The organism is Sunxiuqinia sp. sy24 (assembly GCF_052677165.1).
On sequence record NZ_JBQYLH010000008.1, the window covers coordinates 1 to 14929 of the forward strand.

At 43.6% G+C, this 14929-nt stretch carries 13 protein-coding genes and 1 tRNA gene; 5 read left to right on the forward strand and 9 right to left on the reverse strand.

Annotation, left to right across the window (positions count from 1 at the left end; translation table 11 throughout):
- Window positions 1–163 precede the first annotated feature (163 nt).
- Window positions 164–249: transfer RNA gene (locus ACUNWA_RS08525), tRNA-Leu, on the reverse strand.
- A 349-nt stretch (window positions 250–598) separates the two neighbouring features.
- Here ACUNWA_RS08525 and ACUNWA_RS08530 point away from each other — a divergent pair.
- Complete coding sequence (locus tag ACUNWA_RS08530) at window positions 599–1306, forward strand: NUDIX hydrolase (protein ID WP_445591472.1); 708 nt, start codon at window positions 599–601, stop codon at window positions 1304–1306.
- Between the two features lie 153 nt (window positions 1307–1459).
- A complete protein-coding gene (locus tag ACUNWA_RS08535; RefSeq protein WP_445591473.1) occupies window positions 1460–3139 on the forward strand; it encodes a ribulokinase in 1680 nt (559 codons plus the stop codon).
- Window positions 3140–3181: 42 nt separating this feature from the next.
- Here ACUNWA_RS08535 and ACUNWA_RS08540 read toward each other — a convergent pair whose 3' ends face one another.
- Together ACUNWA_RS08540 and pdxH are read right to left on the reverse strand one after the other, a co-directional pair.
- The gene (locus tag ACUNWA_RS08540) at window positions 3182–4069 is read right to left on the reverse strand and encodes a DUF72 domain-containing protein (RefSeq protein WP_445591474.1); all 888 of its coding nucleotides are present in this window, start codon (window positions 4067–4069) and stop codon (window positions 3182–3184) included.
- 50 nt (window positions 4070–4119) lie between these two features.
- Entirely contained in the window at window positions 4120–4752 is a 633-nt protein-coding gene (gene pdxH, locus ACUNWA_RS08545; protein ID WP_445591475.1) for a pyridoxamine 5'-phosphate oxidase, read from the reverse strand.
- 78 nt (window positions 4753–4830) lie between these two features.
- Here pdxH and ACUNWA_RS08550 point away from each other — a divergent pair, with 78 nt between their 5' ends.
- Together ACUNWA_RS08550 and ACUNWA_RS08555 are read left to right on the forward strand one after the other, a co-directional pair.
- The gene (locus tag ACUNWA_RS08550; RefSeq protein WP_445591476.1) at window positions 4831–5433 is read left to right on the forward strand and encodes a thioredoxin family protein; all 603 of its coding nucleotides are present in this window, start codon (window positions 4831–4833) and stop codon (window positions 5431–5433) included.
- A 164-nt stretch (window positions 5434–5597) separates the two neighbouring features.
- A complete protein-coding gene (locus ACUNWA_RS08555) occupies window positions 5598–5987 on the forward strand; it encodes a response regulator (RefSeq protein WP_445591477.1) in 390 nt (129 codons plus the stop codon).
- A 32-nt stretch (window positions 5988–6019) separates the two neighbouring features.
- Here ACUNWA_RS08555 and ACUNWA_RS08560 read toward each other — a convergent pair whose 3' ends face one another.
- Window positions 6020–7207 carry a hypothetical protein gene (locus tag ACUNWA_RS08560; RefSeq protein ID WP_445591478.1) on the reverse strand — a complete coding sequence of 396 codons (1188 nt, stop codon included), beginning with the start codon at window positions 7205–7207 and terminating at the stop codon, window positions 6020–6022.
- A gap of 258 nt (window positions 7208–7465) precedes the next feature.
- Here ACUNWA_RS08560 and ACUNWA_RS08565 point away from each other — a divergent pair, with 258 nt between their 5' ends.
- Window positions 7466–9403: an OmpA family protein gene (locus tag ACUNWA_RS08565; RefSeq protein WP_445591479.1), complete on the forward strand. Its 1938-nt coding sequence runs from the start codon at window positions 7466–7468 to the stop codon at window positions 9401–9403.
- A gap of 118 nt (window positions 9404–9521) precedes the next feature.
- Here the strand turns inward: ACUNWA_RS08565 and elbB are convergent, their stop codons facing one another.
- The 5 genes from elbB to ACUNWA_RS08590 form a co-directional block, all read right to left on the reverse strand.
- Window positions 9522–10178: an isoprenoid biosynthesis glyoxalase ElbB gene (elbB, locus tag ACUNWA_RS08570; protein WP_445591480.1), complete on the reverse strand. Its 657-nt coding sequence runs from the start codon at window positions 10176–10178 to the stop codon at window positions 9522–9524.
- A gap of 70 nt (window positions 10179–10248) precedes the next feature.
- The gene (metA, locus tag ACUNWA_RS08575) at window positions 10249–11166 is read right to left on the reverse strand and encodes a homoserine O-acetyltransferase MetA (protein WP_445591481.1); all 918 of its coding nucleotides are present in this window, start codon (window positions 11164–11166) and stop codon (window positions 10249–10251) included.
- A gap of 56 nt (window positions 11167–11222) precedes the next feature.
- Window positions 11223–12527 (reverse strand): O-acetylhomoserine aminocarboxypropyltransferase/cysteine synthase family protein, encoded by a 1305-nt coding sequence (locus ACUNWA_RS08580; RefSeq protein ID WP_445591482.1) that lies wholly within the window; start codon window positions 12525–12527, stop codon window positions 11223–11225.
- A gap of 17 nt (window positions 12528–12544) precedes the next feature.
- The gene (locus ACUNWA_RS08585) at window positions 12545–13891 is read right to left on the reverse strand and encodes an amino acid kinase family protein (RefSeq protein ID WP_445591483.1); all 1347 of its coding nucleotides are present in this window, start codon (window positions 13889–13891) and stop codon (window positions 12545–12547) included.
- A 298-nt stretch (window positions 13892–14189) separates the two neighbouring features.
- Window positions 14190–14921 (reverse strand): hypothetical protein, encoded by a 732-nt coding sequence (locus ACUNWA_RS08590; RefSeq protein WP_445591484.1) that lies wholly within the window; start codon window positions 14919–14921, stop codon window positions 14190–14192.
- Window positions 14922–14929: the final 8 nt, after the last annotated feature.

The following is a 14929-nucleotide window of genomic DNA, read 5'->3' on the forward strand; positions in this document are numbered from 1 at the left end:
TATTAAATACTTTCTTTTTAGAGTAGCTAAAATTTTTGCTTGAAAAATGGAAATCCACCGGATTTTACGGGTGAGCCATATTCACCTGTTTCTGTAATATTTATATTTTATTCAAAATAAAAAAGCAACAATTTGATTTTCAAATCGTTACTTTAGATAAAAGTGCCCAGAACAAGACTCGAACTTGCACGACCATAATCGGTCACCAGCCCCTCAAGCTGGCGTGTCTACCAATTTCACCATCTGGGCAATAAATTTTGTAATCGAACCAAGTTATGTTTGCTTGCAATAAGCTGGTTTGTGGTTCGGCTTTTCGTTAAAAGCGATGCAAATATAGAAAAAATGTCTTTGTTTTGCTCGGTTTTATCGAAATTATTCGAGTCTTCTTTGATGAAATACTTTGAAAATTGAATTCTTCTGGTTCTTGACCTTTTTCAAATTCATGATAACCATTTGGTTCTCGCGCAGAATTGCATTTTCACTTTTTGTGCTTAATATCAAAATAAGTATTCCTTACTTTTGTGTTTTCGAACATTTAATCGAAAAAGATAGCAAAATGCAGTTAAGGGTATAAGATACTTTTATAGATTTGAGTCCTATGGAATCTTCAGGGAATTTTTTATCGGAGATGTATGGGGAACATCCCCGGCATTATGTTGCGGTAGATTGTGTCATTTTGGGTTACAGCAATGGCGAATTGAAGTTGCTGTTATATCCACGTAGTTTTGAACCGTCTAAAGGCAACTGGTCATTGCTTGGTGGATTTATTCAACAAAACGAATCATCGGATCAGGCGGCAGCACGAATTTTGAAGAAGACAACTGGACTCGATAATATTTTCATGGAGCAAGTGGCAGCCTTTACTGCTCCTAATAGGGAGGAAGTGGCCAGGGTGATTAGCTTGGCCTATTATGCGCTTGTACGACTTGATCGCTATGATGAGAATCGATTGAAAGAATATGGTGCGACCTGGTATTCACTATCAGAGATGCCGAAGTTGATTTTCGACCATACGGAAATGGTCGAGAAGTCACTGGCCAAGCTTCAGTTTAAAGCCGGATACCAGTTGGTGGGATCTGAGTTGTTGCCTGAGATGTTTACGCTAACCCAGCTACGTCGTTTATATGAAGCCATTTTTCAGCGTGAATTGGACCCAGGTAATTTCAGAAAGAAAATCCTTTCCTTAGGAATCTTAAAACGATCGAATCGAAAAGATTCCAGTGAGTCAAAAAAGGGAGCCTATTTCTATTCTTATCAGCAGGGAAATAGTCAGGAAAAGGATATCGGTCGAATTATAAAGATCTAAGTCAGGTTAATGTGTAATAAGGTCGATCCAAAGACTTCTGGTCATACGAAATTGGATGCATTATTGATAATAAGCATTCTTTCAGTGGATTGGTAGTGGTGAACGATACAAATAACGATCAAGATATAGAAATTTTAAGAACTAAACTATAGAATGACAGAAACAAAATATACCATCGGACTAGATTATGGCTCGGATTCCGTTCGTTCATTAATCGTGAATGTTGAAACTGGCGAAGAAGTAAGCAGCGTAGCTTTTGAATATCCGCGTTGGGAAAAAGGCCTGTATTGCGATCCTAATCAAAACCAGTTTCGCCAGCATCCAAAGGATTATCTGGAGGGACTGGAATACACGATCGTAGAAGCTTTAAAACAGGCGCCGCATGGGGTCGCCGAAAATGTAGTGGGGATTTCGGTTGTCACGACAGGCTCAACTCCCGTAGCGGTTGATGAAAAAGGAACACCGCTTTCCTTGACGCCGGGGTTTGAAGAAAATCCAAATGCCATGTTTGTACTGTGGAAAGACCACACCGCCGTGAAGGAAGCGGATGAAATAAATAAATTGGCCCGAAAATGGGAGATTGATTTCACCAAGTTTGAAGGGGGCGTGTATTCTTCGGAATGGTTTTGGGCTAAACTGTTGCATATTTCACGGGTTGATCCGGCTGTATACAGAGCCGCGAACTCGTGGGTCGAACATTGCGATTGGATTCCGGCAGTGCTGACAGGAAACACCCGTCCAAAGACATTGAAAAGAAGCCGCTGTGCGGCCGGTCATAAGGCCATGTGGCACGAAGCGTTTGATGGCCTTCCTTCAGACGGATTTCTAACGGAGCTTGATCCGATGCTGGGTGGTGTGCGTGATCGCTTGTACAGACAAACATTTACTTGTGATGTTGCTGTAGGCAAGCTTTCTGCAGCGTGGGCTGATAAGTTAGGGCTTTCAACTGATGTTGTGATTGGCGTTGGCGCTATTGATGCTCACTTGGGCGCTATTGGTGCCGAAATAGAGCCTTATCACTTGAGTAAGGTGATGGGAACTTCAACCTGCGACATGTTGGTTGTTCCGATGGAGGAAATGGGCGATAAGCTGATTGCAGGAATTTGTGGGCAGGTTGATGGCTCTATTCTCCCAGGCATGCTGGGCATGGAAGCCGGGCAGTCAGCATTTGGTGATATTTATGCCTGGTTTAGAGGAGTATTGATGTGGCCGGCAGAGCAAATTTTGGCCAAATCATCCTTAGTTAGCGAAGTACAGCGTCAGGCCTTGTTGGAAGAAATGGCAGGTAATATGATTGTGGAACTGTCCAAGGAAGCTGAAAAAATTGGCATCGCCGAGAGTGGTGTTTTGGCAATCGATTGGATGAATGGTCGTCGTACACCGGATACTAATCAAAACCTGAAAGGAGCTATTGCTGGTTTGACTATGGGAACAGATGCTCCTCGGATTTTCCGTGCGCTGGTTGAAGCTACAGCCTTTGGATCAAAAGCGATTGTTGACCGTTTCTTGCGCGAAGGCGTTCGCATTGATAGTGTGATTGCGCTGGGAGGTGTGGCTAAAAAATCGACGTTGGTGATGCAAATTTTGTGCGATGTGCTGAATAGGCCGATTAAAGTGGCTCGCTCGGAGCAGGCCTGCGCTTTAGGATCGGCGATGGCTGCGGCTGTGGTTGCGGGTGTTTATCCAACGATTAAAGAAGCTCAAGAAAATATGGGCGGAGGTTTCGAAATGGAATATCATCCGATTCCAGAGAATGTAGAAAAATATCAAAAACTATATGAAGAATATTTGGCTTTGGGAGCATTCATCGAAAAGGAGTTAACGGCTCAATAAAGGTCAATTCATCATAAAACGAAACGGTACAGTGGGAGTTTGTTAGTTCAAGCTCCCGCTTTTTATAGCCGGTGGTTTTAAAGTAGAGCCCAGACGTTCGTTTATTCTCTGAATGAAATAAGCGGAAAGGGTTGGTGATTCTTTTTCCAGGTTTTGATGCACAAAAAAGCAAATGTTTTGAAGTCCAAGATCAACCCATCTTTCCAGCCGGTCTACCCAGTCATCCAGTCGCTTAAGTTCGCTGTCAGGATGGTTGGCGCCAACATAACGCACAAACGCGGTAGGTGTGGTCAGTCGCATGTGTAGCAGGTCGCGTCGACCAGCCGTATCAACCAGAATATTGGTTACGCCGTGTTTTTCCAGTAACGCAAAATAGTTGTTGGCAATTTTATGCTCACTAAACCACTCAGGGTGGCGAACTTCAGTAGCCAGCGGAATCGCTTTTGGAAATCGTTCAAGGAAGGAAGTCAGCCGGTCAAAATTCTTGTACCCAAAGTTGTTGTGCAGTTGCAGAAAAGTCATGCCCAGTTTATCTTCCAGTTGAACAATGTTGTCACAGTATTCTTCTGTTAGCTGTTCCACATTGCTTAAGCGTCGCATGTGGCTGATGGACTGCGTGATTTTTGGGAAAAACTTAAAGTCAGGTGGTGTCTTGTCGTGCCAGGTTCTAAACTGCTCGGCGCCAAACATACGGTAAAAGGTAGCGTTCAGCTCAATCGAGTTGAATTGCGAAGCATAATAGGCCAGTTCGTCTTTCGTTCCTCTTGGGTAGAAGCCTTTTAAATCCTGACGGTTCCATTTTGCACAACCAACAAATACCTGTATTTTTTGATCTTTCTTATTGTTTTTCAGGATCGCTGTGGTGTCCGGATGATCTTGCGGTAAGGTAAAATCTACTTGTTCGGGATGGTCTACTTTTCCAAATTTCATTTCTGCTATATCATGTTTGTACTAGGAGTGAAAGGTGCAAATTATATTATTTACGGAGCCAGCCGTTTGAACTTCCACTGCCCAGGTTTCAGAGAGTAATAGCGAATGCGGTCATGGAGCCGGCTGGGGCGTCCTTGCCAGAATTCAATTTCATTGGGTTGAACCTTGAATCCACCCCAGTGCCGGGGCTTAGGGATGGTTTTACCTTCAAATTTTTTCTCAAGCTCCTGATAGTTCTGTTCCAGTTCTTTTCGGTTGGTTAAGATTTGGCTTTGTGCTGAGGCCCAGGCGCCCAACTGACTTTCTTTCGGTCGAGAGTAAAAATAGACTTCTGACAACTCGTCAGCGAGCTTGGAAACGGTTCCTTTTACACGTACCTGACGTTCTAATTCAGGCCAGAAAAAATTAAGGGCAACCTGTGGGTTGGTAGCTATCTGTTGGCCTTTCGAGCTATTGTAGTTGGTGAAGAAAACAAAATTATCATCTGCAATTTCTTTTAGCAAGACAATGCGTGTATCTGGAATTCCATTGACAGCGGTGCCCAAAATCATGGCTGTCGGTTCGTTCACCTGGCTGCAAATAGCCTCATCCAACCAGAGGTTAAACAACTCAATCGGATTGGTTGACAGATCTGTTTCAACCAGTTTATGTTTTTGATAGTTATTGCGAATATCTCGTAGCATCTACATTTGTTTAAGCTTATTTACAAACAAGTTGTAAAAAGGTTTTGTTATTCTTTCATAACCAATACAATTGTAGATATGAAAACCTTATTGTCGTTTATTTTGATTATTGGGGGTTTTCTGGCTTTTGCGGGAGAATCCCAGTTGCAAGTTGGCGATCAGGCTAAGCATACCACCATTACAATGTTGGATGTGTCAGGCGATAAAATGTCACTGGACGATGTCATGGATGAACATGGCTTGGTCGTAATCTTCTCGAGCAATACCTGTCCGTTTGTGAAGAAATGGGAAGGGCGTTACAATGGCTTAAAGCAATGGGCCGATGAGCATGGAGTGGGATTGGTTGTGCTAAACTCCAATTATGGCAATCGCAATGGAGTAGATTCCTACGAAGCGATGCAGAAACATGCCAAAGAAAATGCGTATAATTTCCCTTATTTGGTCGATGAAAACAGTTTATTGGCCAATGCTTTTGGAGGGCAAACCACGCCACATGTATTTCTTTTCGACAAAGACTATAAGCTGGTTTACAAGGGGGCCATTGATGATAATTACGATGATGCCAAGAATGTGAAAAAAGCTTATCTGAAAACAGCCATCCAAAGCGTGGCGGAGGGGCAGACCATTGCTGAACCAGAAACCAAGCCTGTGGGGTGCAGCATTAAGCGAAAAACTGATTAAGTATTGAAACCGGAGTCGTTGCTTCGGTTTTTTTTCAGCTTGAAAAACAGTTGATTGGTGTCATACGGAAATCGATTTTCAGATGAGGATGTGTGAGATGTTCTTCAATAGAAGTTGATGTGATAGTCCATTTTTTTGCTTATTTTTCTAAAAAACTTATGTCTATGACCGGTATGCAAGCTGATTTATTAGGTAAAACTATTCTTGTGGTCGAGGATAATGAGATTAGTGCCAGTTATTTTCGCGCTGCACTGAGTAAGCTTGGGGCTTCATCTATTTTCGCTCGCGATGGTGGCGAAGCAATTCAATTATTTCGCGAAAATAAGCAAATTGACCTGGTATTAATGGATCTGAATATGCCGGGAATGAACGGTTTTGAAGCGACTAAGATGATCAAATCAATACGTCCGGAAGTTCCGGTTATTGCACAAAGTGCCTACATCTTATCCGGAGAGGAGAAACGGAGTAAGGAGGCCGGATGTGATGAATTTCTAGCCAAGCCAATTCGCCTAAATATTTTGGTTGAAGTGCTGCATCGATATTTAATCAACTAACTCCTCGTTGGGGGCGCAAGCTTTTCTTTCCTTTACCCGAGTAGCAGGTAGGCCCCAAATTTACTTTCATGCCCCGGTGCGCTTAGTGAAACAAAACCCTTTCGCAATAGACCAGCTGCCATTTCCAGCGGATTTTTTCTGGCCTGCTCTTCCACAAAGTTTTTATAGTTGATTTTGGGATGATAATAGGTTTGAAACATCCCACGGCTTTCGGGATGAATTCTTTGAGTGATGAACTGACTTAAAATTCCCATGTTGAATCGCGGATTGATTTCAAGGCAGGCTTGCATTTTGATTTTTCCATTCACCTCGTAAATTAGCGCGTCGATACCCAGAAAGCCATGGTAGCTCGAATGGTAGATGCTTTTTCGGAGTTGACCGGCCAGAAGGTTGGCGATGCTGGCTAATGTTTGTTCCGTAAAATAGCGATGCCTGACTTCGGATGAAGGATTTAAATGATGTCCCAGGTATTGTCCATTGCTGTTAGTTTCAAAATAGCTGATTCCATGATAAATCAATTCGCCCGAAGTTTTCAATTCAAACTGAAAAGACAAGTCCGTTCTTTTCTGAAATAAAGGTTCGGCAATTAAGTAGCCGTGTTGATCAAGCATGGTTTTAATCCACCGCTTGTTTGATTCATTTAGTAATTGTTTTCGAATAACCTGCAACCCACGACCACTTGAACTTAGCGGAGATTTGAGTACGATCTGTCGGTGTTGATCAAGATAGGCTTCAATGGAAGGCAAATCATGAATCAATCGCGGACGTTTTTCTTCTTCCGGGAAAAAATCATGAGGATGTTCAGTCATCAGTTCGTGGCAAAACGTAACGGCATGCTTGCGTTCAAAAAGATTGCTGTCGGCTAGCTGTCGGGTTTTATGGGCAAGCTCATTCGGTTGCGAATAGGCTGATAAGTAATTGCTCTCGGCAGGGCTCCATCCCCAGGGATTGAGGTGAACAGGCTCATCTTGGATGATTTCCAGGGACTTTTCCTTGGATAAAACCAGATTTGTTGGAATCCCGAGTGTGCCCATCTGGTATTTAAAGGCTTCAGGAAGCGGGTTCTCCTTCAAAATATGATCTTCTTCTGACGCAAAAAAGAGCATGATGGGAGCTAGTTCTTCCTCAAACTGGCGCAGCAAGGCAGGAGCCTGGTAGTATGGCGAACCATTGGCAAGGGCCAATTCGCAGGTCGGGTTGAAATGGAATATCTTTCGCAAGGGATTCAAATGGCTTTTATTTTAAAAGTCAAAAATAGACATATTCTGCATTTTTGGAATCAATAATTGGACTGCCCTTGGCGATTTGTTTTGGGTGCTTACTTAAGTCTGATTTTTAGGTGTCGTCTCAGATTCCTTCATGATAAATGGTATCTTCACAAAAGTTTTGTGAAATTAGTCATCTCGTTGGCAGGCAAGCGAGGAGTAGGCAGTTTGCCTGCTATTCAGAAAAACAGATTATTAATTAAGCTATTTTGCATGAAAACACTCAGCACACTAATCGCTTTATTCCTGGTTTTGGGACTGAATGCCCAACAATTGTCGACAAGCAGTAGAAAAGCGAAGAAATACTTTGAAAGCGCCACCGGCTTCTATCATCAGCAGGAAAATCAGCAAGCTATTGGGGAGTTAGAAAAAGCCCTGCGTGTTGATGATCACTTTTGGGAAGCGATGCTTTTAATGGCCGACATTTACGGTGAAATGAAGCAAGACAGTATGCAAATTGTAGCCTTGGAAAGAGCGTTGGAACTTGATTCCAAGCAATCTGCTAAAATCAACTATGTGCTTGGTAATGCTTGCTATCGTATAGGAAGATACCAGCGGGCACTGGATGCTTTTCAGGCATTTTTGTCTGAAGAATCTGCTGATCATCTTTTTTATGCGAAAGCTTCAGACAAAATTCCGCTGTGCCAGTTTGCGCTGGAAATGCGTGATCGGGCTATTGAAATGGATGCAGTCAATTTAGGGAAAAAGGTCAACTCCGAATTCAATGACTACTGGCCCAGTCTAACGGTCGATGGTAAAACAATGGTTTATACCCGCTTGATGCCGCCGAAAGGAGCTCTGGCAGGAACGCGCCATTATCAGGAAGATTTTTACCTGTCACACATGGAAGAGGGGGAATGGCAGGAAGGTAAGCCAATGGAAGATATTAATACCCGAAATAATGAAGGAGCACAGAGTATTTCCGCTGACGGTAAATTGTTGTTTTTTACCGCTTGCACACGGAATGATGGCTTTGGAAGTTGCGATATTTATTACTCCAGAAATCGCGGAGGGACTTGGTCTACTCCTCAAAATGCCGGTGATCCGGTTAGTTCTGCTGCCTGGGAGTCGCAGCCATCCATTTCAGCCAATGGCGAGTACTTGTATTTTGCCAGCAATCGAAAAGATGGAAAGGGTGGAATGGACATTTGGCGCTGCCGGTTAAATGGATTTAGTGCAACAGGAAGGGCTCGCTGGAGTGAAGCTGAAAATCTGGGTGATTCGATTAATACTTCCGGCAATGAAACCTCGCCTTTTATTCATGCCGATGGGAAAACGTTATACTTTGCTTCCGATACTCACTTGGGACTTGGTGGTTCCGATATTTTTTACGCAAGTCTGGTTGGGGATTCGGTTTGGCGAAAGCCGAAAAACCTTGGTTATCCAATCAATACCAATAAAGATGAGCAAGGACTGATTGTGAATGCGGCTGGTCAGGACGCTTATTTTTCGTCTGACAGGCCCGGATCAGAAGGTCTGGATATTTACCAGTTTGTGTTGCCGCCCAACATTCGCCCAACGGCGGTTTCTTACGTGCAGGGGCAAGTATATGATTCGTTCAGCCACCAGCCTTTGTGTGCCCAGATTGAGCTGATTGACCTGGACGATAACCGGGTGGTTTCAACAACGGAATCGTGTTGGGAGCAGGGCGAATTTTTGATGTGTTTGCCTTTGGGGAAAACCTATGCCTTCAATGTCTCCAAGCCGGGCTACCTGTTTTATTCTGAAAATTTTGCTTTGAAACAAGTTCGTCATGCGTCAGATCCGATTCTGCTCGATATTCCGTTGCAGGCTATTGAAATTGGAAATGCGACAGTGCTTCGAAACATCTTTTTCGATACGGGCAGGTATACCTTGTTGAGTCAATCCAGAAGTGAGCTGGATCAATTAGCTACCTTTCTGAGCAATAATCCGAAGGTGAAAATTGAAATTGGCGGACACACCGATTCGGTTGGGGGCGAGCAGATGAATCAGGAATTATCAGAAAACCGGGCTAAAGCTGTTTATACTTACCTGTTGGAGAATGGTGTGGTAAGTTACCGTTTAACTTATCGAGGCTATGGTTATTCTGTTCCGATGGATAGCAATGAAACGGAAGAGGGCAGGGCCAACAACCGACGAACCGAATTTAAGATTGTGGCTACTGAGTAAACACCCCCAGGCAAAATAAACTTTTAGCATATCAATTGGATGGTTTCAAAAGCCAAGGTCCGTTTTATCTTGCCTGGAGGGAAATAACTGGAGTTCCCATTTGACGGGAAAGCTTGAATTAAAGCGATTTCAGGATAGCCTGAATAATATTGTCGGCTCCATCGGCAATTTGTTCAATGGTAGCATCCAGCATGTAACAAGGTGTGGTGTAAACCTTGTATTTTGAGTCGAAGATCACCTCGCCATGCGTGGTGTTGGTGTGTGTTCCTCCCATGCGTTCGATGGCGTCGGCCGTGCCTGAATCATTTCCGATGGTTACTTTTACATCACCGAGTATTTTAGCAATTATGGCTGGGGCGATACAAATTGCCCCAATGGGTTTTTGGGCCTGCACGGTTTGTTTTACGGCTTTTTCAACATCAGAGTTGACTTTGCAATCGGGGCCTTCGAAGGCAAATGTGCTCAGGTTTTTGGCCGCACCAAAGCCCCCTGGAAACACAAGTGCGTCAAACTCATTGGCTTGGTAAGTACTTAAATCGGCAATTTTGCCACGTGCAATTCGAGCTGATTCAACCAAAACATTACGGGTTTCGGGCATTTCCTCTCCCGTAAGGTGGTTAATAACATGTGCTTGCTCAACATTGGGCGCGAAGATTTCGTAGCTTGCTCCCTGGCGTGCAATAGCCAGCAACGTCAAGGTTGTTTCATGTATTTCTGATCCATCATAAACGCCGTTTCCGGAGAGGACTACGGCTATTTTTTTCTTTTCTGACATCGTACTTCATTTTTTAATTCGTTTAAAATTAATGAAATTTTAAGAACGATGAAAGGTGCGAAATATACGATTAGCTAATATCTTCCAGGTTGTAGGGCGTTTCTTGATAGACGTAATAATTTAGCCAATTGGTGAAGAGTAAGTTGGCTGCTGAGCGCCATTTCATGGTTGGCTTTTCCGATGGATCATCATTAGGAAAATAATTCTTCGGAACTTCAATGGGCAAATCCTTTTCTACGTCGCGTAGGTATTCATTGCGCAAGGTGTTACGCGAGTACTCCGAGTGGCCTGTAATGAAAAATTGCCGTCCGTTTTTGGCCATGAGCATGTTAATTCCGGAATCTTCGGAGCTGGAAATAATTTCAAGTTCCGGAACCTTGTCAACATCTTCCTTTCGGATTTCTGTATGGCGTGAATGGGGAACGTAGTATTCATCATCAAAGCCTCTGAAGATAGGTAACTTGTTGTCCGAGACCCGGTGTTTGAAAACGCCAAACATTTTATTATCCAGATCGTATTTCGGAATGCCATAAAAATGAAACAAACTGGCTTGCGAGCCCCAACAGATAAATAGGGATGAGGTGACATGATGAATCGACCAATCCATGATTTCTTTCATTTCATCCCAGTAGGTCACTTCCTCAAAAGGAAGTTGCTCAACGGGGGCTCCGGTAATGATCATGCCATCGTACTTGTTGTTCCTGATCTCGTCAAAGGTAGTGTAAAACGTCTTCATGTGCTTGGCAGACGTATTTTTATGCTTATGTCCTTTGATCTTCAGAAAGTCAATTTCGACCTGAAGAGGGGTGTTTGAAAGCAAGCGCAACAAGTCGGTTTCCGTTGAGATTTTTAGGGGCATCAGATTTAAAATCACAATCTTCAACGGACGAATATCCTGATGAGAAGCTTTTGTTTTATCAATCACGAAAATGTTCTCTTCGCGAAGAAGCTCAATAGCAGGTAGTTGGTCTGGAATATTTAATGGCATCTTTTTTTAGTTATATAACTTCCCGGATGCCATTTAGACATCCGGGAAGTGTACAGTTATTTCAATTGGCTGAAGGCTTGTTTAAAGTCTCCAATAATGTCGTTAATGTGTTCAATTCCAACAGAGACACGCAGTTGCGATGGTAAAACTCCTGCAGCCAGTTGGGCCTCGGCCGATAATTGTTGGTGTGTAGTCGCTGCCGGTTGGATGATCAATGTTTTGGTATCTCCAACGTTCGCCAGGTGACTCACCAACTTCAGGCTGTCCACAACTTTTTTGGCGTCTTCCACATCGCCTTTTACCACGAAGGAAAGCATGCTTCCCGGACCTTTCAGAAAATATTTCTTCGCCAGCTGGTAATCCGGACTGCTTTTTAAGCCTGGATAGTTGACTGCTTCCACTTTCGGATGTTTTTCCAGCCACTCGGCCAGTGTCTGCGCATTGGCAACGTGTCTATCGAGTCGCAAAGATAAGGTTTCCAAGCCTTGGAGCAATAAAAAGGAGTTAAAAGGACTGATGGCCGGGCCAAAATCGCGCAAGCCTTCAACCCGTGCTTTTGTAATGAAAGCGATGTTGCCAAAAGGACCATCGAAATTGAAGATATCCCAGTATTTCAATCCATGGTAGCCTGGTGAGGGCTCGGTGAACCCGGGGAATTTGCCATTGCCCCAGTTGTAATTTCCTCCGTCGACAATCACGCCGCCAATGCTCGTTCCGTGTCCGCCAATCCATTTGGTGGCCGATTCAACAACAATGTTGGCGCCATGCTCAATGGGGCGAAACAAGTAACCGGCCCCGGCAAAGGTGTTGTCAACAATGAGTGGAATATCGTATTTTTTTGCCAAAGCCGAAATCGCATCAAAATCGGGAATAGCGAAAGCCGGGTTTCCAATGGTTTCCAGGTAGATGGCTTTGGTATTTTCATCGATCAATTTTTCAAACGATTCGGGCTGCAAATCTTTGGCCAATCGAGCTTCAATACCTTGACGCTTAAATGATACGGTGAATTGATTGTATGATCCTCCGTACAGATAAGGAGAGCTTACAAAGTTGTCGCCCTGCTCAAGCAAGGTGTTGAAAACCAGGAATTGTGCAGCGTGTCCTGATGCAACGGCCAATGCGCCAATACCACCTTCGAGTGCAGCTATACGTTGTTCAAATACATCCGAAGTCGGATTCATGATACGAGTGTAAATGTTACCAAACTCCTTAAGAGCAAAAAGATTGGCCGCATGATCGGCGTCATTAAATACGTAAGAAGTTGTCTGGTAAATCGGCACCGCTCTCGATCCGGTGGTTGGATCCGGTTGCTGCCCTGCGTGTTGTTGCAGGGTTTCAAATTTTAATTTTTCGGTAGTCATTGTACTAAACGTTTGAGTTAAATATTAAAAAATATCTTATGAATCTCCTGAATCGCCTTATGCTTATCTGCATCATCCACAATCAGGTAGCTTACCAGGTCGGAAGCCCCCGATCCGCTGAGTAAAACATTGATTTCATGTTTGGCTACGGCCGAAAATAGCTGAGCTGAGATGCCGTGATTGGTTTGCATACCATGTCCAACAATGGCAATGAGGGAGATGTTCGAAACAAATTCAATTTGACTAACAGAGCTGAGGTCGAGTTGTTGACGAATTTTTTCAGCTTTGGCGATATCGTTTTTACCAATAATGATGTTGATACTGGTTTGCGCAGTGATTACCGAGCGAATATTAATTTGATGTTGGGCGAAAGCGGTGGTGACAATGGAGAGGATTCCGGGTTTAAATCCAACACCGGGGCCATTGAGTTTCAGAATTGCGATATCGTCGCTATGAGCAACACTTTTGATATTTTGCGTCTCTTCTGTTCGGGTGGAATTGATGGTGGTTTTCAGGATCTTTTCACCTTCTACAAGTTCGAATACCCGGATAGGAATGTGCTGTTCGATCAGGGGCTCTACAATTCTTGGATGAATGGAGGAGTGGTGAAAATAGGCTAATTCGGAGGCTTCGGCGTAGGTCAGGTTTTCAATGTAGGTTGCGTGCGGAATAACTTCATCATCGGCTGTTTTAAATGATTTGCTGATCTCCCAAAGTTCCAGTTGGTCCACATCCAGAATGGAAGCTAATGCCGCTGCGGTATAGTCTGCCGCACGTTCTCCAATACGGGCAATTTTCCCGTCAGGCGTCAGGCCAAAAGATCCCGGAATTAAGTTGAGACGATCCCAGTTCCGGTTTCGGATATTTTCAACCGAGGGGGATTTAAGAATACTGGCATTTCCGTATTCAGCACTCACCACAAGTCCAATTTCCTGAGGAAGCAGTAAACTTGTTTCTTGTTGATGATGGTTTAAGATATCCTGAAGCAGCGCGGTGGTGATGATTTCAGCATAACTTAGAACCTGGTCGCGTAAAGCCAGCGAGTAATCGCCAGTATACTGAATTCCTTGCAGCAAGCGTTCCAGAGGAAGTACGGTCTGTTCAAAGACAGTTAGTTCCTTGATTTGATTGTTAAGGGCTACTGCATTGGCTTCTTCGCGTAATTGATCCAGGAGGCCGCTGTAGGTTTGAGACGAAGCACATAGGAGTTCCAAACCGGAATTTAAAATTTGCTGGATATTTTCCGAAGCCGAGATAACAAGCAGGTGGTCATGCTTAATTTTCTTCAGAATGACTAATAGCGATTGGATAATTTCAGGCTGATTGATATTATTTCCACCAAGCCGAATGACATGCACAGGCATAAGTTTTGTATTAAGTTAAACGAAAAATAAATGTAATTGAGTTGAAAAAATTGGGGTCCGCCTTCACGTAGTATCAATACAATACCAGATGAAGGCTATTGCATACACATAGACATGACAGCAGCGCTTAGGGAAAGCGAAGTAGAATAATGCTGGTATGTTCCTTGAATGTCCATTTGTTGCCTTTTGTGTTGATGCAAACCTAAATATTTTTTCTAAAAAACAAAAGTAGTTTCCGAAAAGTTTAGGCCAGATAACAATAAATTTAATATAGACCGAATGATCGGGGGCTCCCCGGCTAGTTTGAGCTTTGTTGTATCTGCTTGAAATTCATTTCAATTTGCTGGTCATCAACGGGCAATAGTAGTTTTATATAACGGGCCTGAGGCAGTGCCTTAAAAAATACTTTTCCGTGCATGGAATAGTTACTTTCGAGCGTGGTGCGCCGAATGGTGCTTGAAGCCCACTCTTCACGAAGTACATTTAAATTGTCGGTTTCGATAGCATTTTCGATAGCCCCCGCTTGGGTGGCGTCATACAAATGTGTTCGTAAGTAGTCGTTGTGTGGATTGTCGTCATTCAGTGTTGCAATGCCGGTTGCAATATCCACTCCGGCAGCCAGAATGCTAATACCCAGATGATTTTTAGCGCGGGATTTGTTGTACGCCAACTCCTGATCAATTGTCAGCAATTCGTCCTCGGGATTCATGGCTTGCACGGGAACTGTTGTTTGGGCGTTAAGCAAAGAGTCGTATGCGAGATAGGCAAAATTTACCGGATCAATCAGAATGGGCATATTGGAGCGGTTGGTAATATGAAAATCAAACCAGTATTGATTATCAACGATTCGATTAAAGCCCACTTCGTAGATCACCCCATAGAGGGAGTCAACCATAAACGATTGACCAAAAAGCCATTTCACTTCTTCTGTTTCCGGCTTTAGTTTGACGATTGCTTTTGGGGCAGAGCAGGATTGGAAAAAGATAAGGGTGATTAATGCCATGGCGAAAAAGGTCAATTTTGTTTTCATGGTTGATG